15 protein-coding genes are annotated in these 15015 nt (G+C 73.8%); 12 read left to right on the top strand and 3 right to left on the bottom strand.

All coding sequences use genetic code 11. The features are described 5' to 3' along the window. Positions 1-125: 125 nt before the first annotated feature. Positions 126-344, top strand: a complete 219-nt coding sequence (locus IF55_RS08195) for a DUF3311 domain-containing protein (RefSeq protein ID WP_245661093.1) — start codon at positions 126-128, stop codon at positions 342-344. Continuing rightward, positions 341-1867, top strand: a complete 1527-nt coding sequence (locus IF55_RS08190; protein WP_030875259.1) for a sodium:solute symporter family protein — start codon at positions 341-343, stop codon at positions 1865-1867. Before IF55_RS08195 ends, IF55_RS08190 begins: the two co-directional genes overlap by 4 nt. On the opposite strand, the gene IF55_RS41155 is transcribed toward IF55_RS08190, so the two are convergent. Further along, on the bottom strand, positions 1854-2504 hold the full coding sequence (locus IF55_RS41155; protein WP_078643824.1) for a hypothetical protein: 651 nt from the start codon (positions 2502-2504) through the stop codon (positions 1854-1856). The genes IF55_RS08190 and IF55_RS41155 overlap by 14 nt on opposite strands. Positions 2505-3168: 664 nt before the next feature. Between IF55_RS41155 and IF55_RS08180 the strand changes: the two genes are divergently transcribed. Next, positions 3169-3495 carry a DUF6412 domain-containing protein gene (locus IF55_RS08180; RefSeq protein WP_030875265.1) on the top strand — a complete coding sequence of 109 codons (327 nt, stop codon included), beginning with the start codon at positions 3169-3171 and terminating at the stop codon, positions 3493-3495. 300 nt (positions 3496-3795) lie between these two features. Here IF55_RS08180 and IF55_RS08175 read toward each other — a convergent pair whose 3' ends face one another. Both IF55_RS08175 and IF55_RS08170 read right to left on the bottom strand, forming a co-directional pair. Continuing rightward, positions 3796-4263, bottom strand: a complete 468-nt coding sequence (locus tag IF55_RS08175; RefSeq protein WP_030875266.1) for a heme-degrading domain-containing protein — start codon at positions 4261-4263, stop codon at positions 3796-3798. 32 nt (positions 4264-4295) lie between these two features. Beyond that, positions 4296-5414: a Gfo/Idh/MocA family protein gene (locus IF55_RS08170; RefSeq protein ID WP_030875269.1), complete on the bottom strand. Its 1119-nt coding sequence runs from the start codon at positions 5412-5414 to the stop codon at positions 4296-4298. A gap of 56 nt (positions 5415-5470) precedes the next feature. Here IF55_RS08170 and IF55_RS08165 point away from each other — a divergent pair, with 56 nt between their 5' ends. The 9 genes from IF55_RS08165 (at position 5471) to IF55_RS08125 (ending at position 14948) form a co-directional block, all read left to right on the top strand. Continuing rightward, positions 5471-6655, top strand: coding sequence for an ROK family transcriptional regulator (locus IF55_RS08165; protein WP_037962531.1), 1185 nt, complete (start codon positions 5471-5473; stop codon positions 6653-6655). Between the two features lie 197 nt (positions 6656-6852). Further along, a complete protein-coding gene (locus IF55_RS08160; protein ID WP_030875274.1) occupies positions 6853-7785 on the top strand; it encodes a hypothetical protein in 933 nt (310 codons plus the stop codon). A 29-nt stretch (positions 7786-7814) separates the two neighbouring features. Then, positions 7815-8627, top strand: a complete 813-nt coding sequence (locus IF55_RS08155; RefSeq protein WP_048831692.1) for a GntR family transcriptional regulator — start codon at positions 7815-7817, stop codon at positions 8625-8627. Positions 8628-8822: 195 nt separating this feature from the next. Then, complete coding sequence (locus IF55_RS08150) at positions 8823-9947, top strand: TIGR03364 family FAD-dependent oxidoreductase (RefSeq protein WP_030875278.1); 1125 nt, start codon at positions 8823-8825, stop codon at positions 9945-9947. Between the two features lie 5 nt (positions 9948-9952). After that, positions 9953-10705 (top strand): phosphonatase-like hydrolase, encoded by a 753-nt coding sequence (locus IF55_RS08145; protein ID WP_048831769.1) that lies wholly within the window; start codon positions 9953-9955, stop codon positions 10703-10705. Then, on the top strand, positions 10702-11799 hold the full coding sequence (locus IF55_RS08140; RefSeq protein ID WP_048831690.1) for an ABC transporter ATP-binding protein: 1098 nt from the start codon (positions 10702-10704) through the stop codon (positions 11797-11799). Before IF55_RS08145 ends, IF55_RS08140 begins: the two co-directional genes overlap by 4 nt. 280 nt (positions 11800-12079) lie before the next feature. Further along, positions 12080-13006 (top strand): 2-aminoethylphosphonate ABC transporter permease subunit, encoded by a 927-nt coding sequence (locus IF55_RS08135; RefSeq protein WP_078643921.1) that lies wholly within the window; start codon positions 12080-12082, stop codon positions 13004-13006. Beyond that, on the top strand, positions 12993-13790 hold the full coding sequence (locus IF55_RS08130) for an ABC transporter permease subunit (RefSeq protein ID WP_030875292.1): 798 nt from the start codon (positions 12993-12995) through the stop codon (positions 13788-13790). The genes IF55_RS08135 and IF55_RS08130 overlap by 14 nt, the downstream gene beginning before the upstream one ends. Before the next feature lie 75 nt (positions 13791-13865). Next, the gene (locus IF55_RS08125; RefSeq protein ID WP_030875295.1) at positions 13866-14948 is read left to right on the top strand and encodes a 2-aminoethylphosphonate ABC transporter substrate-binding protein; all 1083 of its coding nucleotides are present in this window, start codon (positions 13866-13868) and stop codon (positions 14946-14948) included. Positions 14949-15015: the final 67 nt, after the last annotated feature.

The raw sequence follows: 15015 nt of genomic DNA, 5'->3' as shown, positions 1-15015 counted from the left end.
CTGAGGGTCGGAGCCCTGCCACAGCCCGCGCCCCGCTCGGGACAGCGCTGAAGCCGGCGCCCCGTGAGGGACAGCGCTGAAGCCGGCGCCCCCGCGAGGGACGGCGCCCCGTTAGGGTCTCCGTCGTGCTGAAACGTGCCTCTCTGCTGTGGCTGCTCGTGCCGTACGTGCTCTTCCTGGCGGTCCTGCCGCTCGTCGACCGCGTCCGCCCGACCGTGCTCGGCCTGCCCTTCCTCTTCTTCTGGCTGCTGCTCGCCACGCTGCTGACGCCCGTCGCGGTGTGGCTGGCCTGGCGCGGCGACCGGCGGCGCCCCCGCCGCGAGGAGCGGGGGCGCGCCGCGTGAACGCCGCCGTCGCGACGTCCGTCTTCGGCGTCTTCATGGTGCTCACCGTCGGCCTCGGGCTGCTCGCCGTGCGCGGGCGCGGCTCAGGCGGCGGGCTGGCGGACTGGTCGGTGGGCGGCCGGAGCCTGGGCCCGGTCTTCATCTGGGTGCTGATGGCGGGCGAGGGCTATACGAGCTTCAGCTATCTGGGCGCGGCGGGCTGGGGCTACAACTACGGCGCGCCGGTCCTGTACGTCATCGCGTACATGTCCTGCGGCTACGCGCTCGGCTATGTCGTCGGGCCGATGCTGTGGTCGTACGCCCGCCGGCACGGCCTCGTCTCGATCACCGACATGGTCGCGCACCGCTACGGGCGGCCGTGGCTCGGCGCGTTCGTGGCGATTCTGGCGACGGTCTGCCTGCTGCCGTACATCCAGTTGCAGATCATGGGCATGGGCGTGGTCGTCACGACCATCTCGTACGGCGCGATCAGCCTGAACTGGGCGTATTTCGTGGCCTTCGCCGTCACCACCGGGTTCGTGGTGGTCAGCGGGCTGCGCGGCAGCGCCTGGGTCTCGGTGCTCAAGGACGTGCTGGTGGTGGGGACGCTGGCGTTCCTGGCGATCTACGTGCCGCTGCACTACTTCGACGGCTACGGGCCGTTCCTGGACCGGATCGTGGCCGAGAGGCCCGAGTGGCTGACGTTCAGCGGGCACGGGGGCAGCGGGATGGGCGGGGGCTGGTTCGTGACGACGACGTTCCTCAACTCCCTCACCGTGGTGATCTTCCCGACGACCGTGGCGGGCTATCTGGGCGCGCGCGGCGCGGACGGGCTGCGGCGGAACGCGGTCTTCCTGCCCTTCTACAACGTGCTGCTGTTCGTGCCGATGCTGCTGGGCATGGCGGCGATCTTCGTGGTGCCGGGGCTGGTCGGCGCGGACTCCAACCTGGCGCTGTTCAAGCTGGTGGTGGACGCGCTGCCGGCCTGGGCGGTCGGCGTGGTGGGGGTGGCGGCGGCGCTCTCCTCGATCGTGCCGATGGCGGTGTTCATGCTGGTCATCGGGACGATGTGGGGGCGCAGCGTGCTGGGCGCGGTGCCACGGCTGGCGCCCCGTCAGAAACTGTTCTCCCAGGTCGTGGTCGTCGTCGCGGGCGCGCTGGCGCTGCTGCTCACGTACACGGTGCCCCAGACGCTGGTACGGCTCTCCCTCATCTCGTACGAGGGCATGGCGCAGCTCGTGCCCATGATTCTGCTGGGGCTGGTGTGGCGGCGGATCACTCTGTGGGGCGCGCTGAGCGGGCTCGCCGTCGGGGCCGTCATCGTCTGCGGGCTGGTCTTCACCGACCACGACCCCGTGTGGGGCATGAACGCGGGGATCGTCGCGCTGGCCGCGAACACCGCGGTGGCGCTGGCCGTCAGCCGCTGGGGGCCGCGCACGGCCGACCCGCGGCCGGACGGGGAGGTGCTGGCGCGGGACGACGAGGACTTCGCCGGGCCCGGCGCGGACGGGAGTGTGCGGGGAGCCGCGGTCAGTACCCCGTAGCGGGCCCGGCCTCGGCGGCCGACGCGGTGACCTTCTTTCCGGCGCCGGAGACCGCGAACCACAGGCCCATCTTCCCCTGGCCGTTGGCGTCGCCCGCCTTCTTGTCGCCGGTGAACCAGTAGACCGGCCAGCAGTCGACGGCGAGCTGCTCGGCGCCGTCGGGGCGGGTCACGGTGGAGATGAGCTTCGCGGGAACGGCGGCGTCGAGCTTCGACTTGTCGGCCGGCTTCGCGGGCTTCCAGGTGTCGAGACAGGCTCCGGTGCAGCCGAACCTCATCGGCCAGGCGCTGTCCTTGTCGAAGCGGTAGAGGGTGCGGCCCTTGCCGTCGGTGAGGACCTTGCCGAGGCCGGGCACGCTGCGTACGCCCAAAGCTTTGGCGGCTGCGCCGGTACCGGCACCGGTATCGGCACCGGCACCGGTATCGGTATCGGTACCGGCTCCGGTGCCGGCCTTGGGCGCGGCGCTGCCGTAACCGTCGTCGTCGCCCGGCGCGACCGAGGAACTGCCCCCGGCCGGCGCCGCCTTGCCGCCCCCTTGGCCCCCTTGGTACGAGTCCCCGCCCCCGCACCCCGCGGCGGCCAGCGCCAGCACTGCGACAGCCGTGCCCGCGAACACCGCGTGACGTCGATTCCCCATGATCTCTCCTTGGTCTCTGATCCGCCTGTGATCCGCTGCTGGTTGGCACGGAGCGCGCGTGGCCCCGCCGTCGCTGTGGGGGTACGGGGGCGGAGAGGGCGACGTTCAGCCATCGTGAGAGTTTTCAATTTCCGCCAAAACACGGCCAGTTGCTGACGCCGGGCCGGTCGCCCGGGCACCATGAGCCGCACCATCGCCTCCGGTCCGGGCAACCTCCGACCGTTGTCGGCTCCATCTGGTAGGGCGGGCGGCGCCCCGGCAGCCGCACCGGGGGCATCGGCTGGGAGGTCCTGCTGCTGACCCGCCACGCCCCCGACATCCTGACCACCGCTCCGCCCGCCCTGCGTGCCTACCCTCGCGGCTCCGAGCCGCTGTGGGACGTCCATTACCGGACGCGGTGGGACGCGCTCCAGCGCCTCATCCGCGAGGAGGCGGACCCGGAGTACGACGCCGCCCCGCCGCCGAGCCGTACCGTGCCGCGTACGGGCGGTGACCCGGTGAACTCCTGCGCCCTGTGAATGCCTTGTGACCGTCGGCGGAATTCCGCCGTGCTACGGGACGATTGTCAGTGGTGCCCGGTAGTATCTGTGGGACAGAACAACATCGCGTGATACGGCACGGCATCGAGCGGTAATCGAGTACGGCGGCGGAAAGGAGGCAGCCCATGACGACGGTCTTGCGCACATACGTGGGTTTGTTCCTGTTCCTTGTCGCCGGGCTGCTGCTCAGCGAAACCGGCTGGCTGAGCGCGATGGCGCTCGCCGCCACCACCGCGGTCGCGGCGGCACTGATGACCTGTGCGGTCATCGCGTCCCGTACGGGCTATCCGCTCGCGACGAACCGCGTACGTACCGCGATAAGGGACCGGGAGCGTCGCACGGCGTTCCTGGCCCAACGCGATCCCGACGCCCCCGGCCGCGCCCGGCCGCGAGCGCCCGGCCGTCCCCTCCCGACGACCGCGCAGGCGCTCCTCTTCCCCGTACTCGCCTGAATTCTCTCGTTCCGATCCGGCCTTTCCCGGTTCTTTCCGGTTACTTCTGGTTCCTTCCGGTTCTTCTGGTTTCTCTGGTGCTCCGGCATTTCCGGCCGCACCGGTTGGCATGGCTGTCCCGGTCCGATTCCCGTACGCGATATGGAGCCCGCGCGGCTCGTCACGCCGATATTTCGATCCGGCACGACGAGACCCCGTGGAGGGTTCACCCATGTCCGTATTCACCGCGCCGTTCGCCGCGCTCGGCGCGCTTCTCGCGCACGCCGGGGCCCGGTGCGGGGGCCGAGGAGTGATGGGGCGTCAGCCCAGGTGGCGTTCCAGGGCCTCGACGACCAGGGCGTGGTCCTCGGCCTGGGAGAGGCCGGAGACCGCGACGGTCCCGATGACGCCCGTACCGCGCAGCCGGATGGGGAACGCCCCGCCGTGCGCCGCGTAGCGGTCCAGGTCCAGCCGGGAGGAGTCCTCGAAGGTGCGGCCCTTGGCGCGGAAGCGGGCGCCGACTAGGTAGGAGGACTCCGCGTACCGCTCCACGACGCGGCGCTTGCGGTCGGTCCAGGCGTCGTTGTCGGCCGAGGTGCCGGGCAGGGCGCAGTGGAAGAGCTGCTGCGCGCCGCGCCGGATGTCGACGGTGACGGCCGCGCCGCGCTCGCGCGCCAGCTCGACGAGGAGGGCGCCGAGCCGCCAGGCGTCGTCGTTGCCGAAGCGGTCGAGGACCAGGCGCTGTTCCTGCTCGGTCAGTTCCGCGATCAGGTCGGCTTCGGCGGTCAGACCTGCTTCGGCGGTCCGGTCCGCTTCGGCGGTCACCGCGTCCCTCCCTCTCCCGCCCCCGCCTGCGCGATACGGACCGTACGGGCCTCGGCGGCGCTGGCGCGCGCCGCTTCCAGCACCCGCAGCGTCGCGGCGGCCTCGGTGGCGGTGACCGGCGGCGCGGCGCCGTCGTGCAGGGCCTCGGCGATGGCCGCGTAGTACGCGGGGTAGTCGCCCGGCAGGGTCGGCACGGGGTCGCCGCCGCCCGTGCGCGGCGACTCGCCCGCCCCGATCCGGCCCCAGGCCGACTCGGGCTCCACGCCCCAGGCCGGGCCGTCGTCGCCGGGCCGGCGGCCCTCGCGCAGCGCGGCCTCCTGCGGGTCGAGCCCGTACTTCACATAGCCCTGGCCGGTGCCCAGCACCCGGAAGCGCGGGCCGAGCTGGGCGGTGGTGGCGCTCATCCACAGGTGCGAGCGGACGCCGTTCACATGGGTGAGCGCGATGAACGTGTCGTCGTCGGCCTCCGCGCCGGGCCGCCGCACATCGGCCTCCGCGTAGACGGTGGCGGCCGGGCCGAAGAGGGCGAGGGCCTGGTCGACCAGGTGGCTGCCGAGGTCGTAGAGGAGCCCGCCCAGCTCCGCCGGGTCGCCGGACTCCCGCCAGCCGCCCTTGGGCCGGGGCCGCCAGCGCTCGAAGCGGGACTCGAAGCGCAGCACGTCGCCGAGGTGCCCGTCGGCGATGAGCTGCCGGACGGTACGGAAGTCGTTGTCCCAGCGGCGGTTCTGGAACGGGCTCAGCAGCAGCCCGCGGTCGGCCGCCAGCGCGGCCAGCTCCTCGGCCTCGGCCGCGGTCGCCGCGAGCGGCTTGTCCACGACGGCCGGGAGCCCGGCTTCGAGCGCGGCGCGGGCGAGCGGCACGTGCGTGCGGTTGGGGGAGGCGATGACCACCAGGTCCAGCTCGGCCGCGCGGCCGAACAGCTCCTCGGCCGTGTCGACCGTACGGACCCGCGGGTGCTCGGTGAGCGCCTGCTGCCGACGTTCGGGGCTGGCCGTCACGACGGTGTCGAGGGCGAGGCCGTCGGTGGTGGCGATCAGGGGGGCGTGGAAGACGGAGCCTGCCAGGCCGTAGCCGATGAGGCCGACGCGGAGCGGGGAGCCAGTGGTGCCATCCATGCCGCCCACTTTGACAACGCTGTTGCCAAAGTGCAAGCGCCTGGGACTATAGGTCGGTGCACAGATCAGATTCAGGGGCCAACCTCACCGCTCTGCGCGGGCACAACACCGCCCTCGTACTGGGCCTGCTGCGCGACGCGGGCGAGGGGGGCGTCAGCCGCCTGGAGCTGGCCGGGCGCACGGGTCTCACCCCGCAAGCCGTCAGCAAGATCACCGCGCGGCTCCGCGCGGACGGTTTCGCCGCCGACGCCGGCCGCCGCGCCTCCACGGGCGGCAAGCCCCGCACGGTCCTGCGCCTGGTCCCCGACGCCGGGCACGCCATCGGGCTGCACATCGACCGGGACGAGCTGATAGCCGTACGGACCGACCTGGCCGGCCGCACCGTCGCGTCCCGCCGCGCCCCGCTCGACTTCGGGGCGGGGGCGGCGGAGGTCGTGGAGACCGCCGCGCGGGCGGCCGAGGCGCTGATGGGCCCGGCGGGGGAGGGGCGCGCCGTGCTGGGCGTGGGCGTGGCGGCCCCCGGGCCGCTCGATCACCGGGACGGGGTGCTGGGGCGCATCACCGGCTTCCCGCGCTGGGACGGCTTCCCGCTGCGCGCCGCCCTCGCCGCGCGGCTGGCGCTGCCCGTCGTCGTCGACAAGGACACCAACGCCGCGGCCCTCGGCCTCGCGCTGAACGCTCCGGGGACGGGGGTGAGGCACCCCGACTCGGTCTCGGACCCGGCCCCGGGCCCCGACCCGGTCGCGGACTCCTTCGCCTATCTGCACCTCGGTACGGGCCTGGGGGCCGGGCTCGTGCTCGGCGGCGGGGTGTACCGGGGCGAGCGCACGGCCGCGGGCGAGTTCGGCCACCAGGTCGTCCAACTGGACGGCCCGCCCTGCGGCTGCGGCAGGCGCGGCTGCGTCGAGGCGCTGTGCCTGGCGGCGGTCGCGGCCGGCGACCCGGCGCGCGCGGCCCGGCTGCTCGGGGTCGGCGCGGCCAACCTCGTACAACTGCTGGACATCGGCCGGGTGCTGCTCGGCGGCCGCACCCTGCTGATGGCCGCGGACACGTACGTACGGGGGGTGGGCGCGGTGCTGGCCGAGGACGCGGCGCGCGCGGACGGGCGTACGGTCCCGGTGGCCCTCGCCCCCGGCGGGGAGCGGACGGTGGTCGAGGGGGCGGCGCACCTGGTGCTGGCGCCGCTGTTCGGGCGGTCCGGAGGCGCGTTTCCGGCGCCCCCGCCAACGCGGTCTGATTGACAGAAAATCCGCTGATCGGGCGGGATGTGGAGACCATTCGGGGGTAGCCGGCCGGGTCGTGCGGCGGCATCGGGGCGCACGATGCGATGTTCCTGACGGTTCGTGATGTCCGTCGCCTTCCATCGCCGCACATCGCTTTCCGGCCCCTCTCGTCACCCCCGTCCTTCCCGTCACCTCCCCTCAGCCGAGGTCCGCCGATGCGCCTGCCCCGTGTCCTCGCCGCCCTGAGCGCCGCCGCGCTCGCGCTCGTACTCGCCCCGGACACCGCCCGCGCGCTCGCCCCGGAAGCGACCCTCGTACGCGCCCCAGCCCTCGTACGTGCCTCAGCCCCAGCCCTGGCACGTGCCCCGACGCAGGTACGTACGGCGCCCGGCGACTCCGGCGGGAAGCCGCCGAGCTGCGGTGCCGCCCGCGGCGCGGAATACCCCGTCACCGCGCGGCTCAGCGGCGGCCCCTCCACATACGGGAGCGGGGCCGGGTGGCGCGGCTGGCGGCTGGAGCTGCGCGCCGCCACGGGGGCGGGGTGCCGCGCCGTGCACCCCGTCGCGGTCCTCGCCGACCGGAACCGGGCCCTGCGGCCGCGCGACATCCGGATGGAGTTCTACGACGAGCGGGCGCGCCGCTGGCGGCCCGTACGGTTCGTACGGACCGTACGGGCCAACGCGGCCGAGAACGTCGGGGTGTTCGGCGGTGGATCGCCCGGCACCTCGGGCGCCCCCGACACCCCCGCTGCCCCGGGCTTCCCCGGCTTCGACGTCCCCGCCGGGCGGTCCGTCGTGGTGCCGGTGCGGCAGCGGTTCGCGGCGGGCGCGCCGGAGGGGCCGGTGACGGAGCACGTCGCCGCCGCGCGGCGGCGCGTCGACGACGGCCACTGGGCCGGCCGGTCCGGCGACTACGCGTTCACCGTCCGGCGGGCGCACGCGCACGGCGAGCGGCGGCTGCCGGCGCTCAGCGCGGGGCGGCCCTCCGACGGCTACGGCGACGACATCACGGGGGGCCGCGCCGCCCTGCCGCCCGCCCTCGCCGACACGGGCTCGGGCACGCCGCTCCTGGGGCTCGGCGTCGCCGCGGCCGTACTCGTGCTGGGCGGCGGGGCGCTGCTGGCCGGGGCGCGGCGGGAGCGGCGCTGAAGTGCGAGGATCACGCCGTGGACTACCCAGTGGACTACCTGATGGACCAGGCGCCCGGCGCACCGATCCGGTCCGGCATACCCGAGCACGGGCGCATCCCCAAGTACTACGCGGTGAAGGTTCAAGTCGCGTCCCTGCTCGATGAGTTGGGCGAGGGCGGGCTGCTGCCGCCCGAGCGGGACCTGGCCGTCCGGTTCGAGGTCTCGCGGGAGACGGTGCGCCAGGCGCTGCGCGATCTGCTGCTGGAGGGACGGCTGCGGCGGCTGGGGCGGGGCACGGTCGTCGCCGGGCCCAAGCTGGAGCAGCCGCTGTCGCTCGCGAGCTACACCGAGGGCGTCCGGCGGCAGGGCCGCCGGCCCGGCCGCGGGCTGATCGGCCTGGAGCGCTCCCCGTGCTCGGCCGCGCTCGCCGCCGAGCTCGGACTGGAACCGGGCGAGCCGGTGTGGCACATGGAGCGGGTGCTGCTCGCCGACGACGAACGGGTGGGGCTGGAGAGCACGTACGTGGCGGTGGAACGCGTTCCGCACCTCGATACGGACTTCGAGCCCGACTCCTCCTTCTACGGGTATCTGCGCGACCGGCTCGGCATCCGCTTCGGCAGCGCGGACGAGCGGCTGGAGACGGTGCTCGCGACGCCGCGCGAGGCGCTGCTGATCGGGACGCCGCCCGCGCTGCCGATGCTGCTCATCCACCGGATGTCGCGGGACACGGACGGGCGCCCGCTGGAGCGCGTGCGCTCGCTCTACCGGGGGGACCGCTTCTCCTTCACGGCGCGCCTGGAGGGTTCGGGCCAGGTGGAGGGCTGGGAACAACCGGAGGACGAGGGGGGCCAGGAGGGCTGAGAGGCGGGGGCGGTGTCTGCCGCCCCCGCCCCTCGCCTGTGTCGGAAGTCACCGCACGGCACCCCGGGCGACACCTTTCGCTCCCTCCCCCAATCACGGAAGGATAACGGGTCTAGGCCAAACTTGGTGGCCTGTTCACCGCGGCGCCGCCTCCCGGTCCGCCGCGGGCCAGCCGATCAAAGGAGCGTTCCGGACATGCGAGTGATAGTCGTCGGAGCCGGCGTGGTGGGGACCATGCACGCCTGGCACGCCATAGAACGCGGCCACGAGGTCGTCCACATCGAACGGGAAGCCGAGGCCAGAGGCGCCTCGGTACGGAACTTCGGGCTCGTCTGGGTCAGCGGCCGGGCCGGCGGCGAGGAACTGGACACCGCGCTGCGCGCCCGTGAGCTGTGGGAGGCCATCGGCGAGCGCGTGCCCGGCCTCGGCTTCCGCGCCAACGGCTCGCTGACCGTGCTCACCGACCCGGCGGAGCTCGCCGTCGCCGAGGCCGCCGCGGCCCGCCCCGACGCCGCCGCCCGCGGCTACGCGCTCCTCACCGCCGAGGAGACCCGCGCCGCCAACCCGGCCCTGCGCGGCAGTGCCGTCCTCGGCGCCCTGCACTGCGAGCGCGACGCCGCCGTCGAGCCCCGCGTCGCGCAGCGCGCCCTCAAGGACAAGCTGCTGGAATCCGGCCGCTACACCTTCCTCGGCGGGCGCGAGGTCCGCGAGATCACCGGCGAACGCGCCGTCCGCGACGACCACGGCGACGTGCACACCGCCGACGCCGTCGTGCTGTGCACCGGGGCCTGGCTCGGCGGGCTGGTCAAGGAGCTGGCCCCGGACCTGCCCGTACGGCGCGTACGGCTCCAGATGATGCAGACCGACCCGCTCGGCGAGGCGCTGACCACCTCCGTCGCCGACGCCGACAGCTTCCGCTACTACCCCGCCTACGCGGGCGGCGCCCTCGACGCCATGGCGGCGGCGCGGCAGCAGCCGCCGGCCGCCGCCGAGCACCGGGCGCAGCTCCTGATGGTCCAGCGCGCCGACGGCGGGCTCACCATCGGCGACACCCACGAGTACGACGCGCCCTTCGACTTCGACGTCGTCGAGGACCCGTACGAGCACCTGGCCGGGGTCGTCGAAGGGCTGCTCGGCCGCCCGCTGCCCACCGTCCGCCGCCGCTGGGCCGGGGTGTACGCGCAGTGCACGGACACCGCGCGCGTCGTGCACCGGCAGCGGGTACGGGACGGGGTCTGGCTGGTCACCGGGCCCGGCGGCCGAGGCATGACCTGCTCTCCGGCGATCGCCGAGCGCACCGCGAACGAACTGGGATGGTGAAGAGAATGACCGTGACCACGCAGGACACCGCGGAGAGCGTTCAGCTCGTCGTGCTCGACATGGCGGGCACCACCGTCGCCGACGGGGGCCTCGTCGAGCTGGCCTTCGACGCCGCCGCCCGCGGCCTCGGCGTCGAGCCCGGCTCGGCCGACCACGCCGCGAAGCTCGACTACGTACGCGCCACCATGGGCGAGTCCAAGATCTCCGTCTTCCGGCACCTCTTCGGGGACGAGGAGCGGGCTCAGCGCGCCAACGCCGAATTCGAGTCCACCTACGGGAAGTTGGTGGCCGACGGCCGGTGCGAGCCGGTCCCCGGCGCCCGGGAGGCCATCGAGCGGCTCAAGGCCGACGGCCGCCGGGTGGTTCTGACCACCGGGTTCGCCCGCGTCACCCAGGACGCCATCCTCGACGCGCTCGGCTGGCGGGACCTGGTGGAGCTCACCCTCTGCCCGGCCGACGCGGGCGGGCGCGGCCGACCGTACCCCGACATGGTGCTCGCCGCGCTGCTGCGCACCGGCGGCGCCGACAGCGTGCGGCGGATCGCGGTCGCGGGCGACACCTCGTACGACATGATCGCCGGGCGGCGGTCGGGCGCGGGCGTCGTCGCGGGCGTCCTGACCGGCGCGCACGGCGCGGACGCGCTGCGGGAATCGGGGGCCACGCACGTCCTGGACTCCGTGGCCGACCTGCCCGCGCTGCTCGCGGACGCGGCGGGGGAGAACGGGCGTCCGGCCGGGCACCCGGAGCCGCGGACGTGACCACGTCGACGACGGCCGGCGGGGCGGTGCTCGCCCCGCCGGGCGGCGGCATCGCCTTCGAGGGCGTGACCGTCGCGTACGGCGAGCACACCGTCCTCGACGGCCTCGACCTCACCGTCGAGCCGGGCGAGGTACTGGCCCTGCTCGGGCCGTCCGGCTCCGGCAAGACCACCGCGCTGCGGGCCGTCGCCGGGTTCGTACGGCCGGTGGCCGGGCGGGTGCGGATCGGCGGCCGGGACGTGACCGCGCTGCCGCCGTACCGGCGCGGCGTCGGGATGGTCGTCCAGCAGTACGCGCTCTTCCCGCACCTGCGGGTCGACGCCAATGTGGCCTTCGGCCTGAAGGCGCAAAAGACCCCGCGCGCCGAGATCGCGGGCCGCGTCGCCGAGGCGCTGGAGATGACCGGCATGGCCGCCTACGCCAGGCGCTACCCGCGCGAACTCTCCGGCGGCCAGCAGCAGCGCGTCGCCATCGCGCGGGCACTGGCGATACGGCCCGGGGTGCTGCTCCTCGACGAACCGCTCTCCGCCCTCGACGCGCGGCTGCGCTCCGGGATGCTCGCCGAACTCGCCCGGCTGCACCGGGAGTTGCCCGATGTCACCATCCTGTACGTCACCCATGACCAGGTGGAGGCGCTGACGCTGGCCGACCGCATCGCGGTCATGGACCGGGCCCGCCTTCAGGACTGCGGCACCCCGCAGGACCTCTACCGCCGCCCGCGCACCGAGTTCACCGCCTCCTTCGTCGGCAACTCCAACCTGCTGCCCGTCACGGTCCGTTCCGGCGGCGTCGCCTTCGCCGGCACGCGGCTCACCGTCGACACCGGCGCCGCCGCCGAGGGGGCGACGGCCACCCTGTGCGTACGGCCCCACCTCGTCGGCCTCGGCCCCGGCCCCAACGCCCTGCACGGCAGGATCGCCGAGGTCCAGTGGCGCGGCTCCACCCACCGCCTGTACGTCGACATCGCCGGCCACCGCGTCAAGGCCGACGTACGGGAACTCCGCGAGACCCCGGCCCTAGGCGACGAGGCCACCCTGCACTTCGCGGCGGACGACGCCGTACTCCTCCCGGAGGGGGCGGCGTCCGATGGCTGAGCTGAAGCGGACCCCCGGCCCCGAGCGGGACGCGCCGCTCCGCACCCCCGGCCTGCCGCCGCGTCCCGGCTCCGCCCCGGCCGGGGCCACCGGCCCCGAGCACGGGCCGGAGTCCGCCCCGGCCGGCGGCCTCGGCTCGGCACCGCGTCAGCGGTCCGGCCCGGCTGCGGACCGTGGCCCCGAGCCTGCCCCAGGCTCTGGACCCGAGTCCGCCCCAGTGCCCGGGGCTGAGGCCGCCGACGTCTCCGTGCCCGGCCGGCGCGCGCCCGCGCGAGGCGTGGTGGACGCGCCCGGCGCGGCGGGGTACCCCGCCCCCGGGCCCGTACCCGGAAAGCCGCGCCGCACGGCGCGTTGGCGATCCGTACCGGCCTGGATATACGCCCTTCCTCCCGTCGCCGCCCTCGGCCTCGTCTTCCTCTATCCGCTCGCGCTGGTCGGGTGGCAGTCCGTGTCGCCGGACGGCGGCGGGCACTCCGTCGCCGCGTACGGGGACGTGCTCGGGGAGGCGTCGTTCCGGGAGGCGCTGGGGAACACGGTCGTCATCGCGGTCGCGGCGACCGTCGGGTGCCTGGTGCTCGGGTTCGTGCTGGCGCTCGTCATCGCCTTCGTGCCGTTTCCCGGGGCCAAGGCGGTCGGCCGGTTCATCGATATCTTCCTCGCCTTCCCCTCCTTCCTCATCACGCTCGCGCTCCTCTTCCTCTACGGCACCGTCGGCATGGCCAACGGGCTGTGGACGGACGTGACGGGCGCGGTGAGCGGCCCGTTCGACTTCCTGCACACCCCGTACGGCGTGCTGCTCGCGGAGATCACCTACTTCACGCCGTTCGTGATGCGGCCGCTGCTGGCCGCGTTCTCGCAGGTGGAGACGGGCCAGTTGGAGGTGGCGGCCTCGCTCGGCGCGCGGCCCGCGCGCATCGTGCGGCAGGTGATCCTGCCCGAGGCGCTGCCGGCCCTCGCCGCGGGCGGCAGCCTCGTCCTCGTCATGTGCCTCAACGAATTCGGCATCGTGCTCTTCACCGGCGCCAAGGACGTCACGACCCTGCCCATGCTCGTCTACAGCAAGGCCATCCTCGACGGCGACTACACCGGGGCGTGCGTCGTCGCGGTCGTCAGCGTCGCCCTGTCGGCGGCGCTCTACGGCCTCTACCGCGTCCTCGTCGCCCGTACCGCGCCCACCGCCGGAGGCCCCCGCCGTGCTCGTGCATAGCCGCGCCGCCCGCTGGGCGCTCTGGGCCCTGTTCCTCGTCCTCTTCGTGCCGGTCTTCGCGCTGCCGTTCCTGGTGATCCTGGCCGCGTCCTTCTCGACGTCCTGGAGCGGAGCGCTCCCGTCCGGCGCGACCCTCGCGCACTACCGGGACATCGCCGGCGGCGACTCGCTGCGCGCCCTGACCGCCAGCCTCGGCACCGCCTTCGCCGCCGGAATCCTCGCCCTGGCCGCGGGGACCTGGGCCGCGCTCGCCGCCGACGCGCTGCGCAGGCGCGGCCGGCGCGTCGTCGACGCGCTGTTCATGCTGCCCGTCGCCGTGCCCTCCGTCGTCGTCGGACTGGCGCTGCTGGTCGCCTTCTCCCAGCCGCCGATCCTCCTCAACGGCACCCGCCAGATCGTGATCGCCGCCCACGCGATCCTCGTCACCGCCTTCGCCTACCAGTCCGTCTCCGCCGCCGCGGCCCGCCTCGACCCGGCGTACGAGCAGAGCGCCGCCAGCCTCGGGGCGCGCCCCTGGTACGTACTGCTCCGCGTCAAACTCCCCCTCCTGCTGCCCTCCCTGACGGCAGCGGCCGGGCTCTGCTTCGCCCTGTCCATGGGCGAGTTGAGCGCCACGATGATGCTCTACCCGCCGGACTGGCTGCCCCTCCCCGTCAAGATCTTCGGGGCTACGGACCGGGGCTCGCTCTTCGCCGGCGCCGCCCTCGCCGTGGTGCTCATGGCGGCGACCCTGCTCGTCCTGCTCGCCGTCGGCCGGATCCGGACCCGCGCCTCGTACCGGTAGCAGCCCCCGGTAGCAGCCCTTCCTCTTCCTGTCCTTCCGCCCTTGCTCCCCCCTCCACCAGGAGTACGACACGTCATGCGCAGCCACCACAAGCCGATCGCCGCCGCCTGCGGAGCCCTGCTCCTCGGCGCCACCGTCACCGCCTGCGGCGGGGCCTCCACCGCCGACAGCAAGGCCAAGGAGGTCACCGTCTACAGCGCCGACGGGCTCAAGTCCGCGAACTCGGGCAACTCCAAGGAAGGGGGCGGCTTCTACGACAAGGTCTTCAAGGACTTCGAGCGGCGGACCGGCATCAAGGTCAACTACGTCGAGGGCGGCTCCGGGGCAATGGTGCAGCGGCTGATCCGCGAGAAGTCCAACACCAAGGCGGACATCGTCGTCACCCTCCCGCCCTTCATCCAGCAGGCGGCCGGCAAGGGACTGCTGGCCCCGTACAAGCCGCGGGGCTCGGAGCGGGTCGCGGCCGGGGACAAGGACGCCGGCGGCGCGTGGACGTCCATCGTCAACAACTACCTCTGCTTCATCTACAACAGCAAGGAACTGAAGCAGCCCCCGAAGAGCTGGCAGGACCTGCTGGACGGCAGGTTCAACGGCAAGCTCCAGTACTCCACGCCGGGCGTCGCGGGCGACGGCACGGCCGTACTCGTCAAGGCCATGCACGACTTCGGCGGCAAGGACGCCGCCATGGGCTACCTGAAGAAGCTCCAGGCCAACAACGTCGGCCCGTCCTCGTCCACCGGGCAGCTCGCTCCCAAGACCGACAAGGGCGAACTCCTCGTCGCCAACGGCGATGTGCAGATGAACTACGCCAACATGAAGTCCATGCCGCACCAGGGCATCTTCTTCCCCGCCGCGAGCCCCACCGGCAAGCCCACCACCTTCGCCCTGCCCTACGCGGCCGGGCTCGTCAAGGGCGCCCCGCACAGCGCCAACGCCCGCAAGCTCCTCGACTACCTGCTCAGCGAGGACGTGCAGCGCGAGGTCTCCGCGGTCGGCGGCGGCTTCGCGGCCCGTACGGACGTCAAGGCCACCGACGCGAACGCGACCGCGCTCGCCCAGATCATGAAGGGCGTCGAGATCTTCCAGCCCGACTGGGCCGACATCGACAAAAACCTCCGGTCGTACATCGAGGACTGGAAATCGGCCACGTCGAGTTGAGGGGACGACTGGGGCGCTGGTGGCGGCTGTCGCGTCAGCGGCGGTCGGGAGCGGGGAGCCGCGGCGG

It is taken from the genome of Streptomyces varsoviensis, from assembly GCF_000718635.1.
In the GTDB taxonomy this organism is placed as follows: domain Bacteria; phylum Actinomycetota; class Actinomycetes; order Streptomycetales; family Streptomycetaceae; genus Streptomyces; species Streptomyces varsoviensis.
The sequence above is the reverse complement of the archived record's forward strand: the minus strand, read 5'-3'. Positions and strand labels throughout refer to the sequence as shown.

Coding starts and splice junctions, on each gene's coding strand:
- IF55_RS08145 (WP_048831769.1), top strand. CDS start 9,953: ATGACCGTGACCACGCAGGACACCGCGGAGAGCGTTCAGCTCGTCGTG.
- IF55_RS08180 (WP_030875265.1), top strand. CDS start 3,169: ATGACGACGGTCTTGCGCACATACGTGGGTTTGTTCCTGTTCCTTGTC.
- IF55_RS08170 (WP_030875269.1), bottom strand. CDS start 5,414: ATGGATGGCACCACTGGCTCCCCGCTCCGCGTCGGCCTCATCGGCTAC.
- IF55_RS41155 (WP_078643824.1), bottom strand. CDS start 2,504: ATGGGGAATCGACGTCACGCGGTGTTCGCGGGCACGGCTGTCGCAGTG.
- IF55_RS08125 (WP_030875295.1), top strand. CDS start 13,866: ATGCGCAGCCACCACAAGCCGATCGCCGCCGCCTGCGGAGCCCTGCTC.
- IF55_RS08160 (WP_030875274.1), top strand. CDS start 6,853: ATGCGCCTGCCCCGTGTCCTCGCCGCCCTGAGCGCCGCCGCGCTCGCG.
- IF55_RS08150 (WP_030875278.1), top strand. CDS start 8,823: ATGCGAGTGATAGTCGTCGGAGCCGGCGTGGTGGGGACCATGCACGCC.